Genomic DNA, 15,257 nt, shown 5'->3' on the forward strand with positions numbered 1-15,257 from the left:
CCGTGCACTCTTGCCCGTGGCGGGAACTCGCCCTAGGGTATCCCTCAATAGTTTCCAGGGGATGGAAATGAGCGAACGTGATGGCATCTTCGCAGGAACCGACCCATTTGCAATAGCAGGGCGGTGGCTGGGCGAAGCTGTGAAAAGTGAACCCAACGATCCTAACGCGATTGCACTGGCAACCGTGGGCGAAGATGGTATGCCCAATGTACGAATGGTGCTGTTGAAAGAGATCGAAGCCGACGCCTTCGTCTTCTACACAAATTACGAAAGTGCCAAGGCAGGCGAGTTGGACAATGCTGGCAAGGCGGCCTTCGTGATGCATTGGAAATCTTTGCGGCGTCAAGTCCGCGTTCGTGGTACAATCACGCGCGAGGATGGACCAAAGGCTGATGAATATTATGCCTCCAGGTCATTGAAAAGTCGGCTTGGTGCATGGGCGTCCAAGCAATCTCAGCCGCTTAGCAGCCGTTCCGCGCTGATGGCGGATGTGGCGAAAGTGACCGCAAGGCTTGGCCCAAATCCTCCGCGCCCTAAATTTTGGGGTGGCTACCGGCTTGTGCCGACGGAAATCGAATTCTGGGCAGACGGCGCATTTCGTCTGCATGACAGGTTCAGGTGGTGCCGGGATGACGCTGCTTCCGAATGGCAGATTCAGAGGTTGAATCCATGACGTTCACGTGTCGCGAATTGCAATGCGCAGATAACAAAGGGATTTTTCACCTTGAATTTGCGCGTCAATCCCATACACATCGGACCCTTAATAAAGTGAAAAAAAACGCAGTGGGACCACAGTGCCAGAAGATCTGAACAACATGTACCGCGTCCGAGGACACGTTAAATGGTTCGACCCTGCCAAAGGATACGGCTTTGTCGTATCGGATGAAGGTGGGCCGGATATTCTGCTGCACGTAAACGTTTTGCGTAATTTCGGTCAAAGCTCGGTTGCAGACGGGGCGGGCATCGAAATTATGACGCATCGCACTGATCGCGGTGTGCAAGCTGTCGAAGTCATCAGCGTCGATCCGCCAGCGCGCGCCGATACGATGATGCTCGCGGATTTTGCTGAACTTGATCCAGTTGAGATTGCAGCGGCCCCTTTGGTGGCTGCGCGGGTTAAGTGGTTCGACAAGGGCAAAGGGTTTGGCTTCGCTAATGTATTCGGGCGTGGCGAGGATGTGTTCCTGCATATTGAGGTTCTACGCCGTTCGGGGCTTGCGGATCTACAACCCGGTGAAGCATTGGCCATGCGGGTCATAGACGGACAGCGTGGTCGGATGGCGGCCCAGGTTATGGCCTGGGAAGCAGCTATGGATGACTGATCTGTCATGGCAGGGCTTTTCAAGGTTCTGACTGTTGTCTTGTTACTTTGGGCCGGTGGCGCAGACGCCGCCTGTCGTACAGATCGTGTTAGCCTGAAAAATGATAAGTCCCAAATCGGCTTTGATATTGAACTCGCCGTGTCGCCGCAGGAGCGATCGCGCGGACTCATGTTTCGAGAATCGCTTCCGGTACGTTCAGGGATGCTGTTTGTATTCGACCCGCCGCAACCTGTTGCGTTCTGGATGAAGAACACGCTGATTCCTCTGGACCTGATCTTCATAGATAAGACGGGTATGGTAACGAAAGTTCATCACAACGCGATTCCCGGTGATTTGACCCCCATCGGAGGGGGCGATTCGGTATTCGCGGTGTTGGAAATCAACGCTGGTCTCGCAGATCGTTATCTGATCACGCCTGGAACACAGATCCAGCACAAAGTTTTTTCACATGGTCCGGCAATTTGGCCCTGTTAGGGCTTTTCAAATCAGAACGGCACGGTTAGGAAGGCGCACGGTTCGGGGCGTGGCGCAGTCTGGTAGCGCACCTGTTTTGGGTACAGGGGGTCGTAGGTTCGAATCCTGCCGCCCCGACCACTTCTTCAAAAATTAAAATGGCGACCCACCCATCGTTCGATAGATGGCGCTAAGGGTTTTATCCAATTCTTTGCTTTCTACAGGGACTTTTGCAGCAGGCCCTGTTTCGCGCGGCACATTAAAAAAAAGATCCGCTTCAACCAGATAGCCACCTGCATTTTTTTCGGCGGTCAGCCGAGTCACACTTTTGGGTAGGTTCTGTGGATAGCCGTCATAATTGAGAATCAGGTAGGCTGTGGTCTTCGGAGGCAGAAGTTCCTGACACTCGAACTGACGATTTCCGATTTTCCTAAATTCCTCACCCGGGCCGTTGCATGATGTCTCGAACGTAGCAAACAACTTGTCGGGAAAGGCCGAGAACTGCGCGCTGCGCGATGTGGCGGGCGTTTCTTGTGGTGTGCAGGCCACGATCAGGGCAAACAGGGAAATTATTCGAAACGCGGTCATTGATCGGTCTGCCCTTTGTTGGATGTGCTTTTACGCGCACCTCTGAGTAATGTCGAAATCGGCCGGATGCTGATTCTATTTCAACCTAGACATCTTAAGGCTGGTTTATCAAATCGCGATAAGTAAGCCGGAAAGAACGGTTAATCGTATTACGGACTTGGCTAGGTGATGGCGAACCATGGCGGATAACTCTGTGGAGGAATCGGAAACTGTCCTTCACCAGTTTGTCTATGCGGATCGGTCAACATAAAAGATTCCAAAAATGGCGGAAAAAGGCCGTTGACGATCTATGTGTGAATACGCCAGATTGTATAGGCCGAAAGTGCTGCCACTAAATCTGGTAGAAAATCCAGAACGTGGCATAGGGCGAGGGCTGGAGAGCACATCATACTTACGTGCGTCCGTCGGAACGGGGTCACGTTGCTTCGGGCAGCGGCCGGTTTCCTGCGCCCAAGATTTTCGGTTAGGGCAGATGGTCCGTTTATTGGGATCAAAAGCCAAGGGACAAGTTGATTGAATCTAGGGCGGCGGACATGAAGATTGACAGAAAATTTACCAAATCGGGACAGGATGCTTATGCAGAGCTTAAGTTCGCTTCTGCGACGTCAGAAATCCGAAACCCGGATGGGACCATCGTTTTCCGCCTGGACGATATCGAGGTTCCTACCAGCTGGAGCCAGGTCGCAAGCGACGTCATCGCGCAGAAGTATTTCCGCAAGGCAGGCGTTCCGACCAAGCTGAAGAAGGTCAAGGAAAAGGATGTCCCTGAATTCCTGTGGCGTTCTGTTCCGGCTGAGGACGCTGAATTTGGGGGCGAAATCTCGTCCAAGCAGGTGTTTGACCGTCTTGCCGGCGCCTGGGCCTATTGGGGCTGGAAAGGTGGCTATTTCTCGACCGAGGATGACGCGAGCGCCTATTTCGACGAGATGCGTTATATGCTGGCGACTCAGCGCGCTGCGCCGAACAGCCCGCAATGGTTCAATACCGGCCTGCACTGGGCTTACGGAATCGATGGCCCGGCCCAGGGGCACCACTATGTCGATTATAAGACAGGCAAGCTGACCAAATCGAAATCCGCCTATGAGCATCCGCAGCCGCATGCGTGTTTCATCCAGTCCGTAGATGATGATCTGGTGAACGAGGGTGGCATTATGGACCTGTGGGTCCGCGAGGCGCGCCTATTCAAATACGGAAGCGGAACCGGGACCAACTTTAGCCACCTGCGTGGCGAGGGCGAGGCACTGTCGGGTGGCGGTAAATCCTCGGGTTTGATGGGCTTTCTCAAGATCGGCGACCGCGCCGCTGGCGCGATTAAATCAGGCGGCACGACCCGTCGAGCAGCAAAGATGGTCATCGTCGATGCAGATCACCCAGACATCGAGAAATTCATCGAATGGAAGGTGATCGAAGAGCAGAAGGTGGCCTCGATCGTTGCCGGATCGAAGATGCACGAGAAGATGCTGAACGGCATTTTCGAGGCCATCCGCAGCTGGGACGGCGCGCAGGAAGACGCGTATGATCCCAAGACGAATGACAGCCTGAAAAAGGCGGTTCGCCAGGCGAAAAATGTTGCGATCCCCGAGACTTACATCAAACGCGTTCTGGATTACGCCAAGCAGGGTCACGATAGCATCGAATTCCCGACCTACGATACGGATTGGGATTCGGAAGCCTACAGCTCGGTTTCGGGCCAGAACTCGAACAACTCGATTCGCGTAACCAACGCCTTCCTGACCGCTGTCGAGAAGGACGCGGACTGGGAACTGGTCAACCGCACAAACGGGAAAGTCGCCAAGACCGTCAAGGCGCGCGACCTGTGGGAAAAGGTTGGCCACGCGGCCTGGGCCTGCGCCGATCCTGGCATCCAGTTTCACGACACAGTCAACGAGTGGCATACATGCCCCAAAGATGGGGAGATTCGCGGATCGAACCCGTGTTCGGAATATATGTTCCTTGACGACACGGCCTGTAACCTGGCGTCGATGAACTTGCTGACTTTCCTCAAGGATGATGAGTTCCAGGCAGTGGACTATATGCATGCCTCGCGCTTGTGGACCCTTACGCTGGAGATCTCGGTGACCATGGCGCAGTTCCCGTCCAAGGAAATCGCGCAGCTGTCCTATGACTTCCGCACTTTGGGTTTGGGCTATGCCAATATCGGCGGTCTGCTGATGAACATGGGCTATAGCTATGACTCGGATGAAGGCCGCGCGATCTGTGGCGCGCTGACCGCGATCATGACCGGTGTAGCCTATGCAACCTCGGCCGAGATCGCCGGCGAATTGGGTCCGTTCAATGGCTATGAGCGCAACGCCGATAACATGCTTCGGGTCATCCGCAACCACCGACGCGCATCTCAGGGTGTGACTGAAGGGTATGAGAAACTGGCAGTGAAGCCTGTACCTCTGGACCATGGCAACTGCCCGGATAAACGTTTGGTTGATTTGGCGATGTCAGCTTGGGACGAAGCGCTGAGCCTGGGTGAGCAGAACGGTTACCGCAACGCGCAGGCCACTGTGATTGCGCCAACCGGAACCATCGGTCTGGTAATGGATTGCGACACCACTGGGATCGAGCCGGATTTTGCTTTGGTGAAGTTCAAGAAACTGGCCGGTGGCGGGTATTTCAAAATCATCAACCGCTCGGTGCCTGCAGCGCTGGAAAAGCAGGGGTATTCCTCGGCTCAGATTGAAGAGATCGTCAGCTACGCGGTTGGTCATGGCACCATTGGCAACGCTCCGGGGATCAACCACACCTCGCTGACGGGTCATGGCTTTGGCCCCAATGAACTGGCCAAAGTGGATGCCGCGCTGGAAAGCGCCTTCGACATCCGGTTCGTGTTCAACCAGTGGACTCTAGGCGAAGATTTCTGCACCGGTGTTCTCGGCATTCCTGCGACCAAGCTGAATGACCCGACCTTCGATCTGCTGCGCCATCTGGGCTTTACCAAAGCGGATATCGACGCGGCCAACGACCACGTTTGCGGAACCATGACGCTGGAAGGTGCACCGCATCTTAAGGAAGAGCATTATTCGATCTTCGACTGCGCCAATCCGTGCGGCAAGAAAGGCAAGCGTTTCCTGGGTGTTGATAGCCACATCACGATGATGGCCGCCGCGCAGAGCTTTATTTCAGGCGCGATCAGCAAGACGATCAACATGCCGAATGACGCCACCATCGAGGATTGCCAGAAGGCCTATGAGCTGTCCTGGTCGCTGGGTGTGAAGGCCAACGCGCTGTATCGCGACGGCTCTAAACTGTCGCAGCCATTGGCAGCCGCGCTGGTCGAGGATGACGAAGAGGCAGCCGAGGTGCTGGAAACCGGGACGCCGCAGGAAAAAGCCGTCGTTCTGGCCGAGAAGGTGATCGAGAAGGTTGTGGTCAAGGAAATGATCCGCAGCCATCGCGAAAAACTGCCCCATCGCCGCAAGGGCTATACGCAAAAAGCGATTGTCGGCGGCCACAAGGTCTATCTGCGCACCGGTGAGTTCGAAGACGGCCAACTGGGCGAGATCTTCATCGACATGCACAAGGAAGGCGCGGGCTTCCGGGCGATGATGAACAACTTTGCCATCGCCGTGTCGGTTGGCCTGCAATATGGCGTGCCGCTGGAAGAGTTTGTGGATGCCTTTACCTTTACCAAGTTCGAACCCGCTGGGATGGTGCAAGGCAACGACTCGATCAAGAACGCGACGTCGATCCTGGACTACATCTTCCGCGAATTGGCCGTGTCCTATCTGGACCGCACCGATCTGGCCCATGTGAAACCAGAAGGCGCAAGCTTTGATGATCTGGGCCGGGGCGAGGAAGAAGGTGTCTCGAACGTGTCCGAGATCAGCGAAAGCGCGGCGTCCAAGTCATTGGAAGTGCTGAAACAAATCAGTTCGACCGGGTATCTGCGCAAGCGGATGCCTCAGGAGCTGATGGTTCTGAACGGCGGACAGAACGTGGTGAACGGCATGGCCGAAACCGCAGCCACATTCGAAGCGCCGGTGGCCGAAACCGCCGTAGCAACCGGGATGGACGCCCGCACCAAAGCCAAGATGCAAGGCTATGAGGGCGATCCCTGCGGTGAATGCGGAAACTACACGCTGGTGCGCAACGGCACCTGCATGAAATGCAACACCTGCGGCTCAACAAGCGGGTGTAGCTGAGTTAAGCGCCCCGGCAACCCGGGGCGCAGGGGTCGGAAGCTGCCACAGTTGCCGGCCCCGACGAATACGGAGCAAGGCGCAGAGACTTACCTTCGATGCCTTGGTCCACTCGGCCGACATGCCCGTGTTGGCCGGGAACAGGGTGGGGCGGAATATTTGCTCTTTCCCACTCTTTCACGGAACGGGTGCGCTCGTTCCATGCGACGTCCAGGCCGCAGGCAAACAAAACACCGGGCGGTCAACGAATGGAGCCTGGATGGCGAAACTGACAGGGGGCTTCGGCCCCCTTTCTTTTTGCCTAAAAACGGCGAATTCGGCAGAGCCTCGCCGGATTACCCGTTTCCCGTCGGGCAAGAACCGCCGAGCGGGTTTGAGGGAATTTTGCCGAGCGACTGACCGCGGATGCGACTCTGGCAAACACGCGGAGTTTGGCGCGAAATCAAAGCGATTGAAGTGAGCGGCTGACAACCGGTGGTGATTGCGTGTTCTTGATGCTTGTCCGGACACAAAACACACAAACTCTATCAGGAGGCATCACAATGAAACTGAATACTCTGGTCACATTTTCGGCACTTGCTTTTGCTCTGCCGACTTTGGCTGTCGCGCAGTCTGCGGCGGATACCAATGGGGACGGCGTTCTGACAATCGAAGAAGTTCAGGCCGTCGTGCCGGACGTTGACGCAAACGGATTTGCAGCAATGGATGCAAATGGCGACGGCGCGCTGGATCAGGATGAAATTGCAATCGCGCAGGAAGCCGGGTTGCTGCCGTCCACAAACGGCTGATCAACAAATTATCAAGGCGGCCGGACGAGAATTCTGGCCGCCTTTCTACGTGTTTATCGGGGTAGGTGAATGTTGAATTTACTGCGAATCTGCGCATCCAATGCCGGATCGAACTGTGCCGGCGAAGAGGTCGACAGGATTTCCAGTTTTCGCGCGGTCGCTTTTTCGATCAAGTCAGGTTTGCCAAGCTCGACCCATTCTTTCGGAGACGTTCGATCTCCATGTGCGGGGTACACATAATCGGCCTGCATGCGCCCAAGTGTGGCATCGGTTCCCAAATAGTGACCGGGCCCACCAAGGCAAACCTCGGCCATCTGATCCAATGCCAGTGTTTCGTCAGATACTTCGATCCCGCGGACGCAGCGCATCGCCTGTCCGATAAGATCATCCCCTAAGATCAGGCTTTCAAAGCAAAAACCCAACAGAGACGAGTGCATTCCAGCGGATTCATAAACCATGTTCAGGCCCGACAGGCCGGCCATGACGTTCGAGCACATCTGCTCCCATCCCGCTTGCATATCAGGCAATTTGGAATCCGATGCGCCTGCGGCGGCTCCGCCTGGCAGATCATAAAACTTGTGCATTTGGGCACAGCCTGCGCTGAGCAGAGCCTGTTCACCTGATCCTACGGACATTGCGCCTGTCCGAAGGTCCAACCCAAAGGGCCAGGTTCCAAAAATCGCCGGTGCACCTGGCTTTACGGCATTTACATAAACCAAACCGGCAAGACATTCTGCTGTCGCCTGGGCAATGGCGCCTGCGATTGTGGACGGAGCAGTTGCACCTGCCATTCCGGCCGAAAGAAGAAGAACAGGCATTCCTGCCTTGATGCATTCCTCCATCACCTGACAGCTTTCAGTGGCAAACTTCATGGGCGGTACGACAAAGCAGTTCGAGTTCGAGATGAATGGCCGCTCGCGCCACTTGTCTTCACCGCCTGCGATCATGTGGATTAACTCCATCGCTGGCGCGACATAACTAGGATCGGTGAATGATGTGCCGATATGCTTGTAAGTACCAGAACTACAAGCGTAAATCGTGTTCAGGTCCATCTCGAGATTGTCGGAAATATCGCGACAAACCATCGGGCGTTGGACAAAATGGATGTTGTCCAGCTGTTGGCAAATCCGCGCGGCATCGTGCAGATCCTGCACAGTCGAATCGCGGTATTCGCGGCCGTTGACTTCAACCATACTGACAGCGGCACCGGCGGTCCCGTAGTGAACCTTTGCCCCCGACAATTCCAGGTCAGTTTGACCATCCCGGCTGAACAAAGTGACCGAGCGGTTGGCTTTGGCAATAGTGTCTTCAACCAGCGCGCGCGGAAACCGGATGCGTCCGTCGTCGCCAAGTGTGCAGCCCGCGCCAACCAGATAGTCGATCCCGCTTTGCGGAGCATCCGCCAGACCTATGGTTTCAAGCGCTTGCAGCGCGGCCTCGTGAATGCGTTCGACTTGTGGCTGAGTCAGTGGCTTGTAGCGTCCGCCCTCCATTCCCGGGCGGATAGGGCGCAGATGATCAGGCAGAGCAGATGCGCGGGCAGCACGACGCGCAGCACGTCCGCCACTGCGGGAAGAGTTACGGGGTTGGTCGTTCATGTTTAGGATCCAATAGTGAGAAACGTATTTTGAGAGGCCTTACAAAAAGCCTGACGGCCGCCCCCTGGCAGCACGTCCCCGATCCGCGCCGATTGTGCGGCTGATCAGGTGGATTTTCCAAAATTCGTTCTGCATTTGGTTCCTCATCCAGTGGCCGCAGTGTTCCAATTCAGAACGGCATTATCTGTTCTATTTGCGACCTTGATGCCGAAAAGCGAAGCAAATTCTCAAGTGATTGTTGCCCAAAGATATTTTTCCCCGAGGCGGTCGAAATCTGCTATAATTCCTGTGCTTACTTGAATTGGGCCTCTAGGCTAAACGCTTTTTTAACGAATGCGGCCCAGTTTGTAGCAAATTGATCTGAATACTCGAAAGCATTGCTGAAAGGTTTTTGGTGAATCGTAGGAAGGCGCATATCGCATTAATTGTTGCTCTGGCGACATCCGGCTTCTCACCGGCTTTGGCCGAGGATTGGAGCGGTGCCTATGCGGGATTCAGCTTTGGCTATGCTGATGCAGACGGGCCGAATGGTTCAAGCGGCAGCGACACCACCTTTGGTCCTCATCTCGGGTATGACTTTGATTTCGGCAAGTTCGTGTTGGGTGGTGAGCTTGAGTATAACCGGCTGTCGCTGAATCTTGGTCAGGGCGAAGGCAGTCTGGATAGCATGACCCGGCTGAAACTGCGCGGCGGATACGATTTCGGTAATGCGTTGGGATATGTAGTTATCGGTGCGGCGCGCGTGGATTCCACGGTCGAAAACGATACCGCAGCGGTTTATGGCATTGGTGTCGCTTATCCGATTGGCAATAATTTCGTCATCAGCGGTGAGGCGCTGCGCCAGAATTTCAATGACGTTACCCGATCGAATGGGGGGCTGGATTCGAATGTGTTCAACCTGCGTACGACATTCCGGTTCTAGCAAGATTTCCAGATTGAATCTGATCTGAGCTGCCGAATTCACGACCATGAAGGTCAGGTGTTTGCGGAACATGGCGTCAATTTCCTATTCCAATTCAAGGCGTTCGCCAATCACTCCCTGGTCATGATAGAACGTAAGGCTTGGCGCGGCGGGATAGCCGTGCTAGAGGATGATCCATGAACCGGATGACCTGCATCATTATCTGCTGCATTACCTGCTGATTTATCAAGCGGGCCGGTTTCTTTCGTTTTCTTCCCTGAGACAAGTTGCTAAGCCCGCGCCAACGCGAGACGCTATGCCGTTCTTAGGAGCCGACAGATGAAGACGATCAAACTGCACAACACACGGACACGGACAAAAGAGGATTTCGTTCCGATCAGCGCCGACAATGTGCGGATGTATGTCTGTGGACCTACCGTCTATGACCGTGCCCATCTGGGTAACGCGCGGCCCGTGGTCGTGTTTGATGTGCTCTATCGTTTGCTGCGGCATGTTTATGGCGCAGATCATGTGACCTATGTGCGCAATTTCACCGACGTCGATGACAAGATCAACGCAACCGCATTGGAGCGCCAAAAGGCGGGGGCCGCGGGGACGTTGGAAGAGTTGGTGAAGGAACGGTCAGATGAGACCATCGGCTGGTATCTGCGCGACATGGGCGAGCTTGGTGCGCTCAAACCCGACCATATGCCGCGCGCCACTGAATTCATCGCGCAGATGATCGCAATGATCGAAGACCTGATCGACAAGGAACACGCCTATGCCCGCGAGGGGCATGTTCTGTTCGCCGTGGACAGTTGGAAAGAGAAATACGGAGCCCTGTCCGGTCGGTCCGTGGATGACATGATCGCGGGTGCCCGGGTCGAAGTTGCGCCGTATAAGAAGAACCCGATGGATTTCGTTCTGTGGAAGCCGTCTACCGACGAGTTGCCCGGGTGGGAGTCTCCTTGGGGCCGAGGGCGTCCGGGTTGGCATATCGAATGCTCGGCCATGAGCTATGAGCTGTTGGGTGAGAGCTTTGACATTCACGGCGGTGGCAACGATTTGATGTTCCCGCACCATGAAAACGAGATCGCCCAGAGCAAATGCGCCCACCCGCATGGCGAGTTTGCGCGCGTTTGGCTGCACAATGAGATGCTGCAAGTCGAAGGCAAGAAGATGTCCAAATCGCTGGGCAATTTCTTCACCGTGCGTGATCTGTTGGAACAGGGCGTGCCGGGTGAGGTGATCCGCTTTGTGTTCTTGCAGACCCATTATCGCAAGCCGATGGACTGGACTGAGAAAAAGGCACGCGAAGCCGAAGCAACGCTGCGCAAGTGGCGGGCGCTGACAGCGGGCATCGAGCCCGCCGCCAGCGCGGCACCCGCAGTCATCGCTGCGCTCAGTGATGACCTGAACACGGCGGGTGCCCTCGCTGAACTCCACCGTCTTGCGGCGGATGGGGACGTTGCCGGTTTGTTGGCTAGCGGGCGGTTGCTGGGTCTGTTGACCCCTGAGATGGGGGCGTGGGCAGACACGGCATCGGTGGACCTGTCCGCACATGCGGACCGGTTGGCGGACGCACGGGCAGGGGCGATGCAGAGCAAGGACTTCTCGGAAGTGGATCGCTTGAAGGCCGCATATGTGGCCGCTGGTCTGGAAGTGCGGATGAGCAAAGATGGCGTTGAACTGGTGCCCGGCGCTGGTTTCGATGCTGCGAAGCTGGAGGAGGTGTGATGCCCAAGGAACGCCTTTACCTCTACGACACCACGCTGCGCGATGGGCAGCAGACGCAGGGCGTGCAGTTCTCGACCGCTGAGAAGGTGCAGATCGCGCAGGCTCTGGACGAGTTGGGTGTGGATTACATCGAAGGCGGTTGGCCTGGGGCGAACCCAACTGACAGTGCGTTTTTTGATGCCGCGCCGAAGACTGAAGCGCGGTTGACCGCTTTTGGGATGACCAAACGCGCGGGCCGGTCGGCTGAGAATGACGATGTTCTTGCGGCGGTGATGAACGCAGGCACAAAGGCAGTGTGTCTTGTGGGCAAGTCGCATGATTACCACGTGACCCAGGCGCTGGGGATCACTCTGGAGGAGAATGTCGAGAACGTGCGCGCCTCGGTTGCGCATATCGTGGCGCAGGGGCGTGAGGCGCTTTTTGACGCCGAGCATTTCTTTGACGGCTACAGGGACAATCCCGGATATGCGGTCCAGGTTTGCAAGGCCGCTTTAGAGGCCGGAGCTCGCTGGGTTGTTCTGTGTGACACCAATGGGGGTGCATTGCCCGGTGAAGTGTCGCGGGTTGTATCCGAGGTGATTGCCGCAGGCTTGTCAGGTGAACGTTTGGGCATTCATACCCATAATGACACGGAAAACGCAGTTGCGTGCTCGCTCGCTGCTGTGGATGCGGGCGTGCGTCAGGTTCAGGGAACCCTGAACGGGTTGGGCGAACGCTGCGGGAATGCAAACCTGACTGCTTTGATCCCCACTTTGCTGCTGAAAGAACCTTATGTGTCGCAGTTTGATATTGGGGTCAGCGTCGAGGCCTTGGCGGGTCTGACACGGGTCAGCCGTATGTTGGACGAAATCCTGAACCGGGTTCCCAGCAAGCAGGCGGCCTATGTGGGGGCGTCTGCTTTTGCGCATAAGGCAGGGCTGCATGCCAGCGCGATCCTGAAGGATCCGTCGACGTACGAACATGTAGATCCGGCGACTGTCGGCAATGCACGGATCATCCCGATGTCGAACCAGGCGGGGCAGTCGAATCTGCGTAAACGCCTGACTGAGGCCAGCCTGAGCGTGGAAAGTGGTGATCCGGCGCTGGGGCGCATTCTTGACCGGATCAAGCAGCGCGAGGCCGAAGGCTATTCTTATGACACCGCCCAGGCCAGTTTTGAGCTGTTGGCGCGCGATGAGCTGGGTCAGTTGCCCGCCTTTTTCGAGGTCAAACGCTATAAGGTCACGGTTGAGCGGCGGAAGAACAAGTATGACAAGATGGTCAGCCTGTCCGAGGCGGTTGTCGTGGTGAAGGTCGACGGGGAAAAGAAGCTGTCGGTCAGTGAATCTCTGGACGAAGATGGCAGCGACCGAGGACCAGTGAACGCTTTGGCCAAGGCTCTGGCCAAGGATCTGGGGCAATATTCGCGGATATTGGACGACATGCATCTGGTCGATTTCAAGGTGCGGATCACCCAAGGTGGAACCGAGGCCGTGACGCGGGTCATCATCGACAGCGAAGACGGGCAGGGGCGGCGCTGGTCAACTGTCGGGGTCAGCGCGAACATAGTGGATGCGTCGTTTGAGGCCCTATTGGATGCGATCCAGTGGAAGCTTGTACGGGATTGCCGTCCTCGGGCGGTGGTGGCCGAGTGACAGTGCAGTTCAATGACGATCTGAAGGCCTGTGCTGCATTGGTGCATCGCGCCGATCCGGACCGGTTCATGGCGGCGATGGCCGCGCCGGTTGCCGCACGTTCGGTTCTGTTTCCGATCTATGCGCTGAATGTCGAGGTCGCCCGAGCGCCCTGGGTCACGCAAGAGGCGATGATTGCCGAAATGCGCCTGCAATGGTGGCGCGATGCATTGCAGGAAATTGCTGAAGGTCCGACTGTGCGTCGACATGAGGTCGTGACGGCGTTATCGCAGGTTCTTTCTCCACATCTGGCGGTGATGCTGGATGAATACGTGGCCGTAAGGCGCTGGGATATCTATCGCGATCCTTTTGAGGACGAGACCCATTTTGAGGCCTACCTAAATCACAGCTCGGCCAGTTTGATGGTGGCGTCGGCGCAATCTTTGGGTGAGGCCGACGAGCCTGTGTTACGAGATTTCGGCTATGCCGTTGGCGTGGCGAACTGGTTGCGCGCAATCCCGGATCTTGAAGTGCGCGGGCGTATTCCTTTGTTGGATGGAACACCCGATGCAGTGCGCGATCTGGCGCAAAAGGCTCTGAACCGGTTACGGCGCGCACAGGGACAGCGTCTGGCGATTTCACCAGAGGCGCGCCCGGCGCTTTTGGCGGGTTGGCAATCTGAATGGGTGTTGCGCAAGGCGATTGCTCAGCCAGATCGCGTGGCCGCAGGGAATTTGATGCAGGGTGAGGTTCGGCGCCGGGTTTCCCTGATGTGGAAGGTGGTCCGGGGTCGCTGGTAGACCTCAGACCGTTTCGGGATCGGACGGGCGCAGAACCAACCAAAGCAATGCGCCCCCGGCCAGAGTCAACAATGGAACCATGGCAAGGTTTACCGCGGTCCAGCCTTCAACCGGTGAGCCGCCAGAGCAGTTCATCAATCCACCCGAAGCAAGCGAAGCCAGTGTTACACCACCGAATACCAGCAGGTCGTTCAGACCCTGCATACGGCCACGCTCGTTGATGTCATGCGATGCCGCCAACATGGTGGTCGCGCCAATAAAGCCAAAATTCCAACCGACGCCCAGCAAGATCAGAGCGATGAAGAAGTTCTCAAGCTCAACCCCTTGCAAGGCGACAACGCCAGCACCGGCAAGGATTGCGAGACCAAGAGCTACGATCTTTTCGACGCCGAAACGGGCAATCAACTGGCCGGTGAAGAAACTGGGGATGTACATGGCGAGAACGTGAAAAGAGACCACATCTGCCGCGTCATTGGCTGTGTAGCCACAACCAACCACTGCCAGCGGAGTGGATGTCATGACCAGATTCATCAACGCATAAGAAACCATTGCGCAGATGATGGCCACGGCGATGCGCGGCGTCTTTAGCATCTCAAGCCGGGTGCGTCCGGTCGGGGCCCCCTCAGCGGCTTTTGCAGGCGTGGGGATGTCCAGAAAGAAAAACAAGACCGAGCCCAGAATGTTGAGCACAATCACCGCCAGATAGGTGCCCAGGAATGGGATCACATAGGCGGTAGAGGTCAGCTTAACGATTTGGGGGCCAATGAGCGCGGCGGCCAGACCGCCGGCCATGACGTATGAGATTGCCTTAGGGCGAAAGGCGTCCGAGGCTGTGTCCGCGGCGGCAAAGCGATAGAATCCGTGCGCGCTCATATAGATGCCGGTCAGCAGACTGCCCGCCAGGAAGACCGGGAACGAGGCCAGATACAAACCGTAGGCACCAACCAGACCCCCGCAGGCACCTGCCGTTGCCCCAACCAGAAACCCTGCGCGCCGTCCCCAGCGTTGCATTATGGCGGAAATCGGCGTTGCCGCCAGCATTGACCCCAGCACGATCAGCGAGATGGGCAGGGTTGCGAGACAGGCATTGGTGGCCAGCGACTGCCCGGCCAGACCGCCAACAATAAAGATCATCGGCATCTGCGATCCCAGAATGGCCTGAGCTGCGACCAGAACAGCGACATTACGCTTGGCCTGACTGTTATCCGGGATCGTGGGTGTCATTGTCATGCGCCAATGCGTAGCGATGAAAGCAGGGTCATACAAGACGGTTGCATCTGCGACAAAGCACCCTAACGTGCTGCTG

12 protein-coding genes and 1 tRNA gene are annotated in these 15,257 nt (G+C 56.4%); 10 read left to right on the forward strand and 3 right to left on the reverse strand.

The annotated features are described in order from the left end of the window. Positions 1–67 precede the first annotated feature (67 nt). The 4 genes from pdxH (at position 68) to AC2FH0_RS02445 (ending at position 1,916) form a co-directional block, all read left to right on the forward strand. The gene (gene pdxH, locus AC2FH0_RS02430) at positions 68–673 is read left to right on the forward strand and encodes a pyridoxamine 5'-phosphate oxidase (protein WP_496691194.1); all 606 of its coding nucleotides are present in this window, start codon (positions 68–70) and stop codon (positions 671–673) included. Positions 674–815: 142 nt separating this feature from the next. Beyond that, the gene (locus AC2FH0_RS02435) at positions 816–1,322 is read left to right on the forward strand and encodes a cold-shock protein (RefSeq protein WP_282021219.1); all 507 of its coding nucleotides are present in this window, start codon (positions 816–818) and stop codon (positions 1,320–1,322) included. A 6-nt stretch (positions 1,323–1,328) separates the two neighbouring features. Continuing rightward, complete coding sequence (locus AC2FH0_RS02440) at positions 1,329–1,796, forward strand: DUF192 domain-containing protein (RefSeq protein WP_281972048.1); 468 nt, start codon at positions 1,329–1,331, stop codon at positions 1,794–1,796. A 43-nt stretch (positions 1,797–1,839) separates the two neighbouring features. Beyond that, positions 1,840–1,916: transfer RNA gene (locus AC2FH0_RS02445), tRNA-Pro, on the forward strand. Positions 1,917–1,928: 12 nt separating this feature from the next. Here the strand turns inward: AC2FH0_RS02445 and AC2FH0_RS02450 are convergent. Then, positions 1,929–2,363, reverse strand: coding sequence for a hypothetical protein (locus AC2FH0_RS02450; RefSeq protein WP_496675753.1), 435 nt, complete (start codon positions 2,361–2,363; stop codon positions 1,929–1,931). A gap of 533 nt (positions 2,364–2,896) precedes the next feature. Between AC2FH0_RS02450 and AC2FH0_RS02455 the strand changes: the two genes are divergently transcribed. Together AC2FH0_RS02455 and AC2FH0_RS02460 are read left to right on the forward strand one after the other, a co-directional pair. Continuing rightward, the gene (locus tag AC2FH0_RS02455) at positions 2,897–6,517 is read left to right on the forward strand and encodes a vitamin B12-dependent ribonucleotide reductase (protein ID WP_496691195.1); all 3,621 of its coding nucleotides are present in this window, start codon (positions 2,897–2,899) and stop codon (positions 6,515–6,517) included. A 539-nt stretch (positions 6,518–7,056) separates the two neighbouring features. Beyond that, positions 7,057–7,302 (forward strand): EF-hand domain-containing protein, encoded by a 246-nt coding sequence (locus AC2FH0_RS02460; protein WP_271947247.1) that lies wholly within the window; start codon positions 7,057–7,059, stop codon positions 7,300–7,302. 53 nt (positions 7,303–7,355) lie between these two features. Here the strand turns inward: AC2FH0_RS02460 and AC2FH0_RS02465 are convergent, their stop codons facing one another. After that, positions 7,356–8,900, reverse strand: a complete 1,545-nt coding sequence (locus AC2FH0_RS02465; protein WP_142633641.1) for a trimethylamine methyltransferase family protein — start codon at positions 8,898–8,900, stop codon at positions 7,356–7,358. 394 nt (positions 8,901–9,294) lie between these two features. Between AC2FH0_RS02465 and AC2FH0_RS02470 the strand changes: the two genes are divergently transcribed. The 4 genes from AC2FH0_RS02470 (at position 9,295) to AC2FH0_RS02485 (ending at position 13,951) form a co-directional block, all read left to right on the forward strand. Then, positions 9,295–9,822: an outer membrane protein gene (locus AC2FH0_RS02470; RefSeq protein ID WP_496788467.1), complete on the forward strand. Its 528-nt coding sequence runs from the start codon at positions 9,295–9,297 to the stop codon at positions 9,820–9,822. A 318-nt stretch (positions 9,823–10,140) separates the two neighbouring features. Beyond that, on the forward strand, positions 10,141–11,538 hold the full coding sequence (gene cysS, locus AC2FH0_RS02475; RefSeq protein ID WP_496788468.1) for a cysteine--tRNA ligase: 1,398 nt from the start codon (positions 10,141–10,143) through the stop codon (positions 11,536–11,538). Beyond that, positions 11,538–13,172: a citramalate synthase gene (gene cimA / locus AC2FH0_RS02480; protein WP_496788469.1), complete on the forward strand. Its 1,635-nt coding sequence runs from the start codon at positions 11,538–11,540 to the stop codon at positions 13,170–13,172. Before cysS ends, cimA begins: the two co-directional genes overlap by 1 nt. A gap of 2 nt (positions 13,173–13,174) precedes the next feature. Next, positions 13,175–13,951 carry a squalene/phytoene synthase family protein gene (locus AC2FH0_RS02485; RefSeq protein WP_496700439.1) on the forward strand — a complete coding sequence of 259 codons (777 nt, stop codon included), beginning with the start codon at positions 13,175–13,177 and terminating at the stop codon, positions 13,949–13,951. A 3-nt stretch (positions 13,952–13,954) separates the two neighbouring features. Here the strand turns inward: AC2FH0_RS02485 and AC2FH0_RS02490 are convergent, their stop codons facing one another. Then, entirely contained in the window at positions 13,955–15,181 is a 1,227-nt protein-coding gene (locus tag AC2FH0_RS02490; protein WP_142633649.1) for an MFS transporter, read from the reverse strand. Positions 15,182–15,257: the final 76 nt, after the last annotated feature.

It is taken from the genome of Ruegeria sp. CDSC051 (assembly GCF_059610665.1).

Excerpts from the sequence above, each read along its gene's own strand:
- AC2FH0_RS02455 (WP_496691195.1), top strand. The coding sequence starts at position 2,897 with ATGAAGATTGACAGAAAATTTACCAAATCGGGACAGGATGCTTATGCA.
- AC2FH0_RS02490 (WP_142633649.1), bottom strand. The coding sequence starts at position 15,181 with ATGACAATGACACCCACGATCCCGGATAACAGTCAGGCCAAGCGTAAT.
- cysS (WP_496788468.1), top strand. The coding sequence starts at position 10,141 with ATGAAGACGATCAAACTGCACAACACACGGACACGGACAAAAGAGGAT.
- pdxH (WP_496691194.1), top strand. The coding sequence starts at position 68 with ATGAGCGAACGTGATGGCATCTTCGCAGGAACCGACCCATTTGCAATA.
- cimA (WP_496788469.1), top strand. The coding sequence starts at position 11,538 with ATGCCCAAGGAACGCCTTTACCTCTACGACACCACGCTGCGCGATGGG.
- AC2FH0_RS02465 (WP_142633641.1), bottom strand. The coding sequence starts at position 8,900 with ATGAACGACCAACCCCGTAACTCTTCCCGCAGTGGCGGACGTGCTGCG.
- AC2FH0_RS02435 (WP_282021219.1), top strand. The coding sequence starts at position 816 with ATGTACCGCGTCCGAGGACACGTTAAATGGTTCGACCCTGCCAAAGGA.
- AC2FH0_RS02450 (WP_496675753.1), bottom strand. The coding sequence starts at position 2,363 with ATGACCGCGTTTCGAATAATTTCCCTGTTTGCCCTGATCGTGGCCTGC.
- AC2FH0_RS02440 (WP_281972048.1), top strand. The coding sequence starts at position 1,329 with ATGGCAGGGCTTTTCAAGGTTCTGACTGTTGTCTTGTTACTTTGGGCC.
- AC2FH0_RS02460 (WP_271947247.1), top strand. The coding sequence starts at position 7,057 with ATGAAACTGAATACTCTGGTCACATTTTCGGCACTTGCTTTTGCTCTG.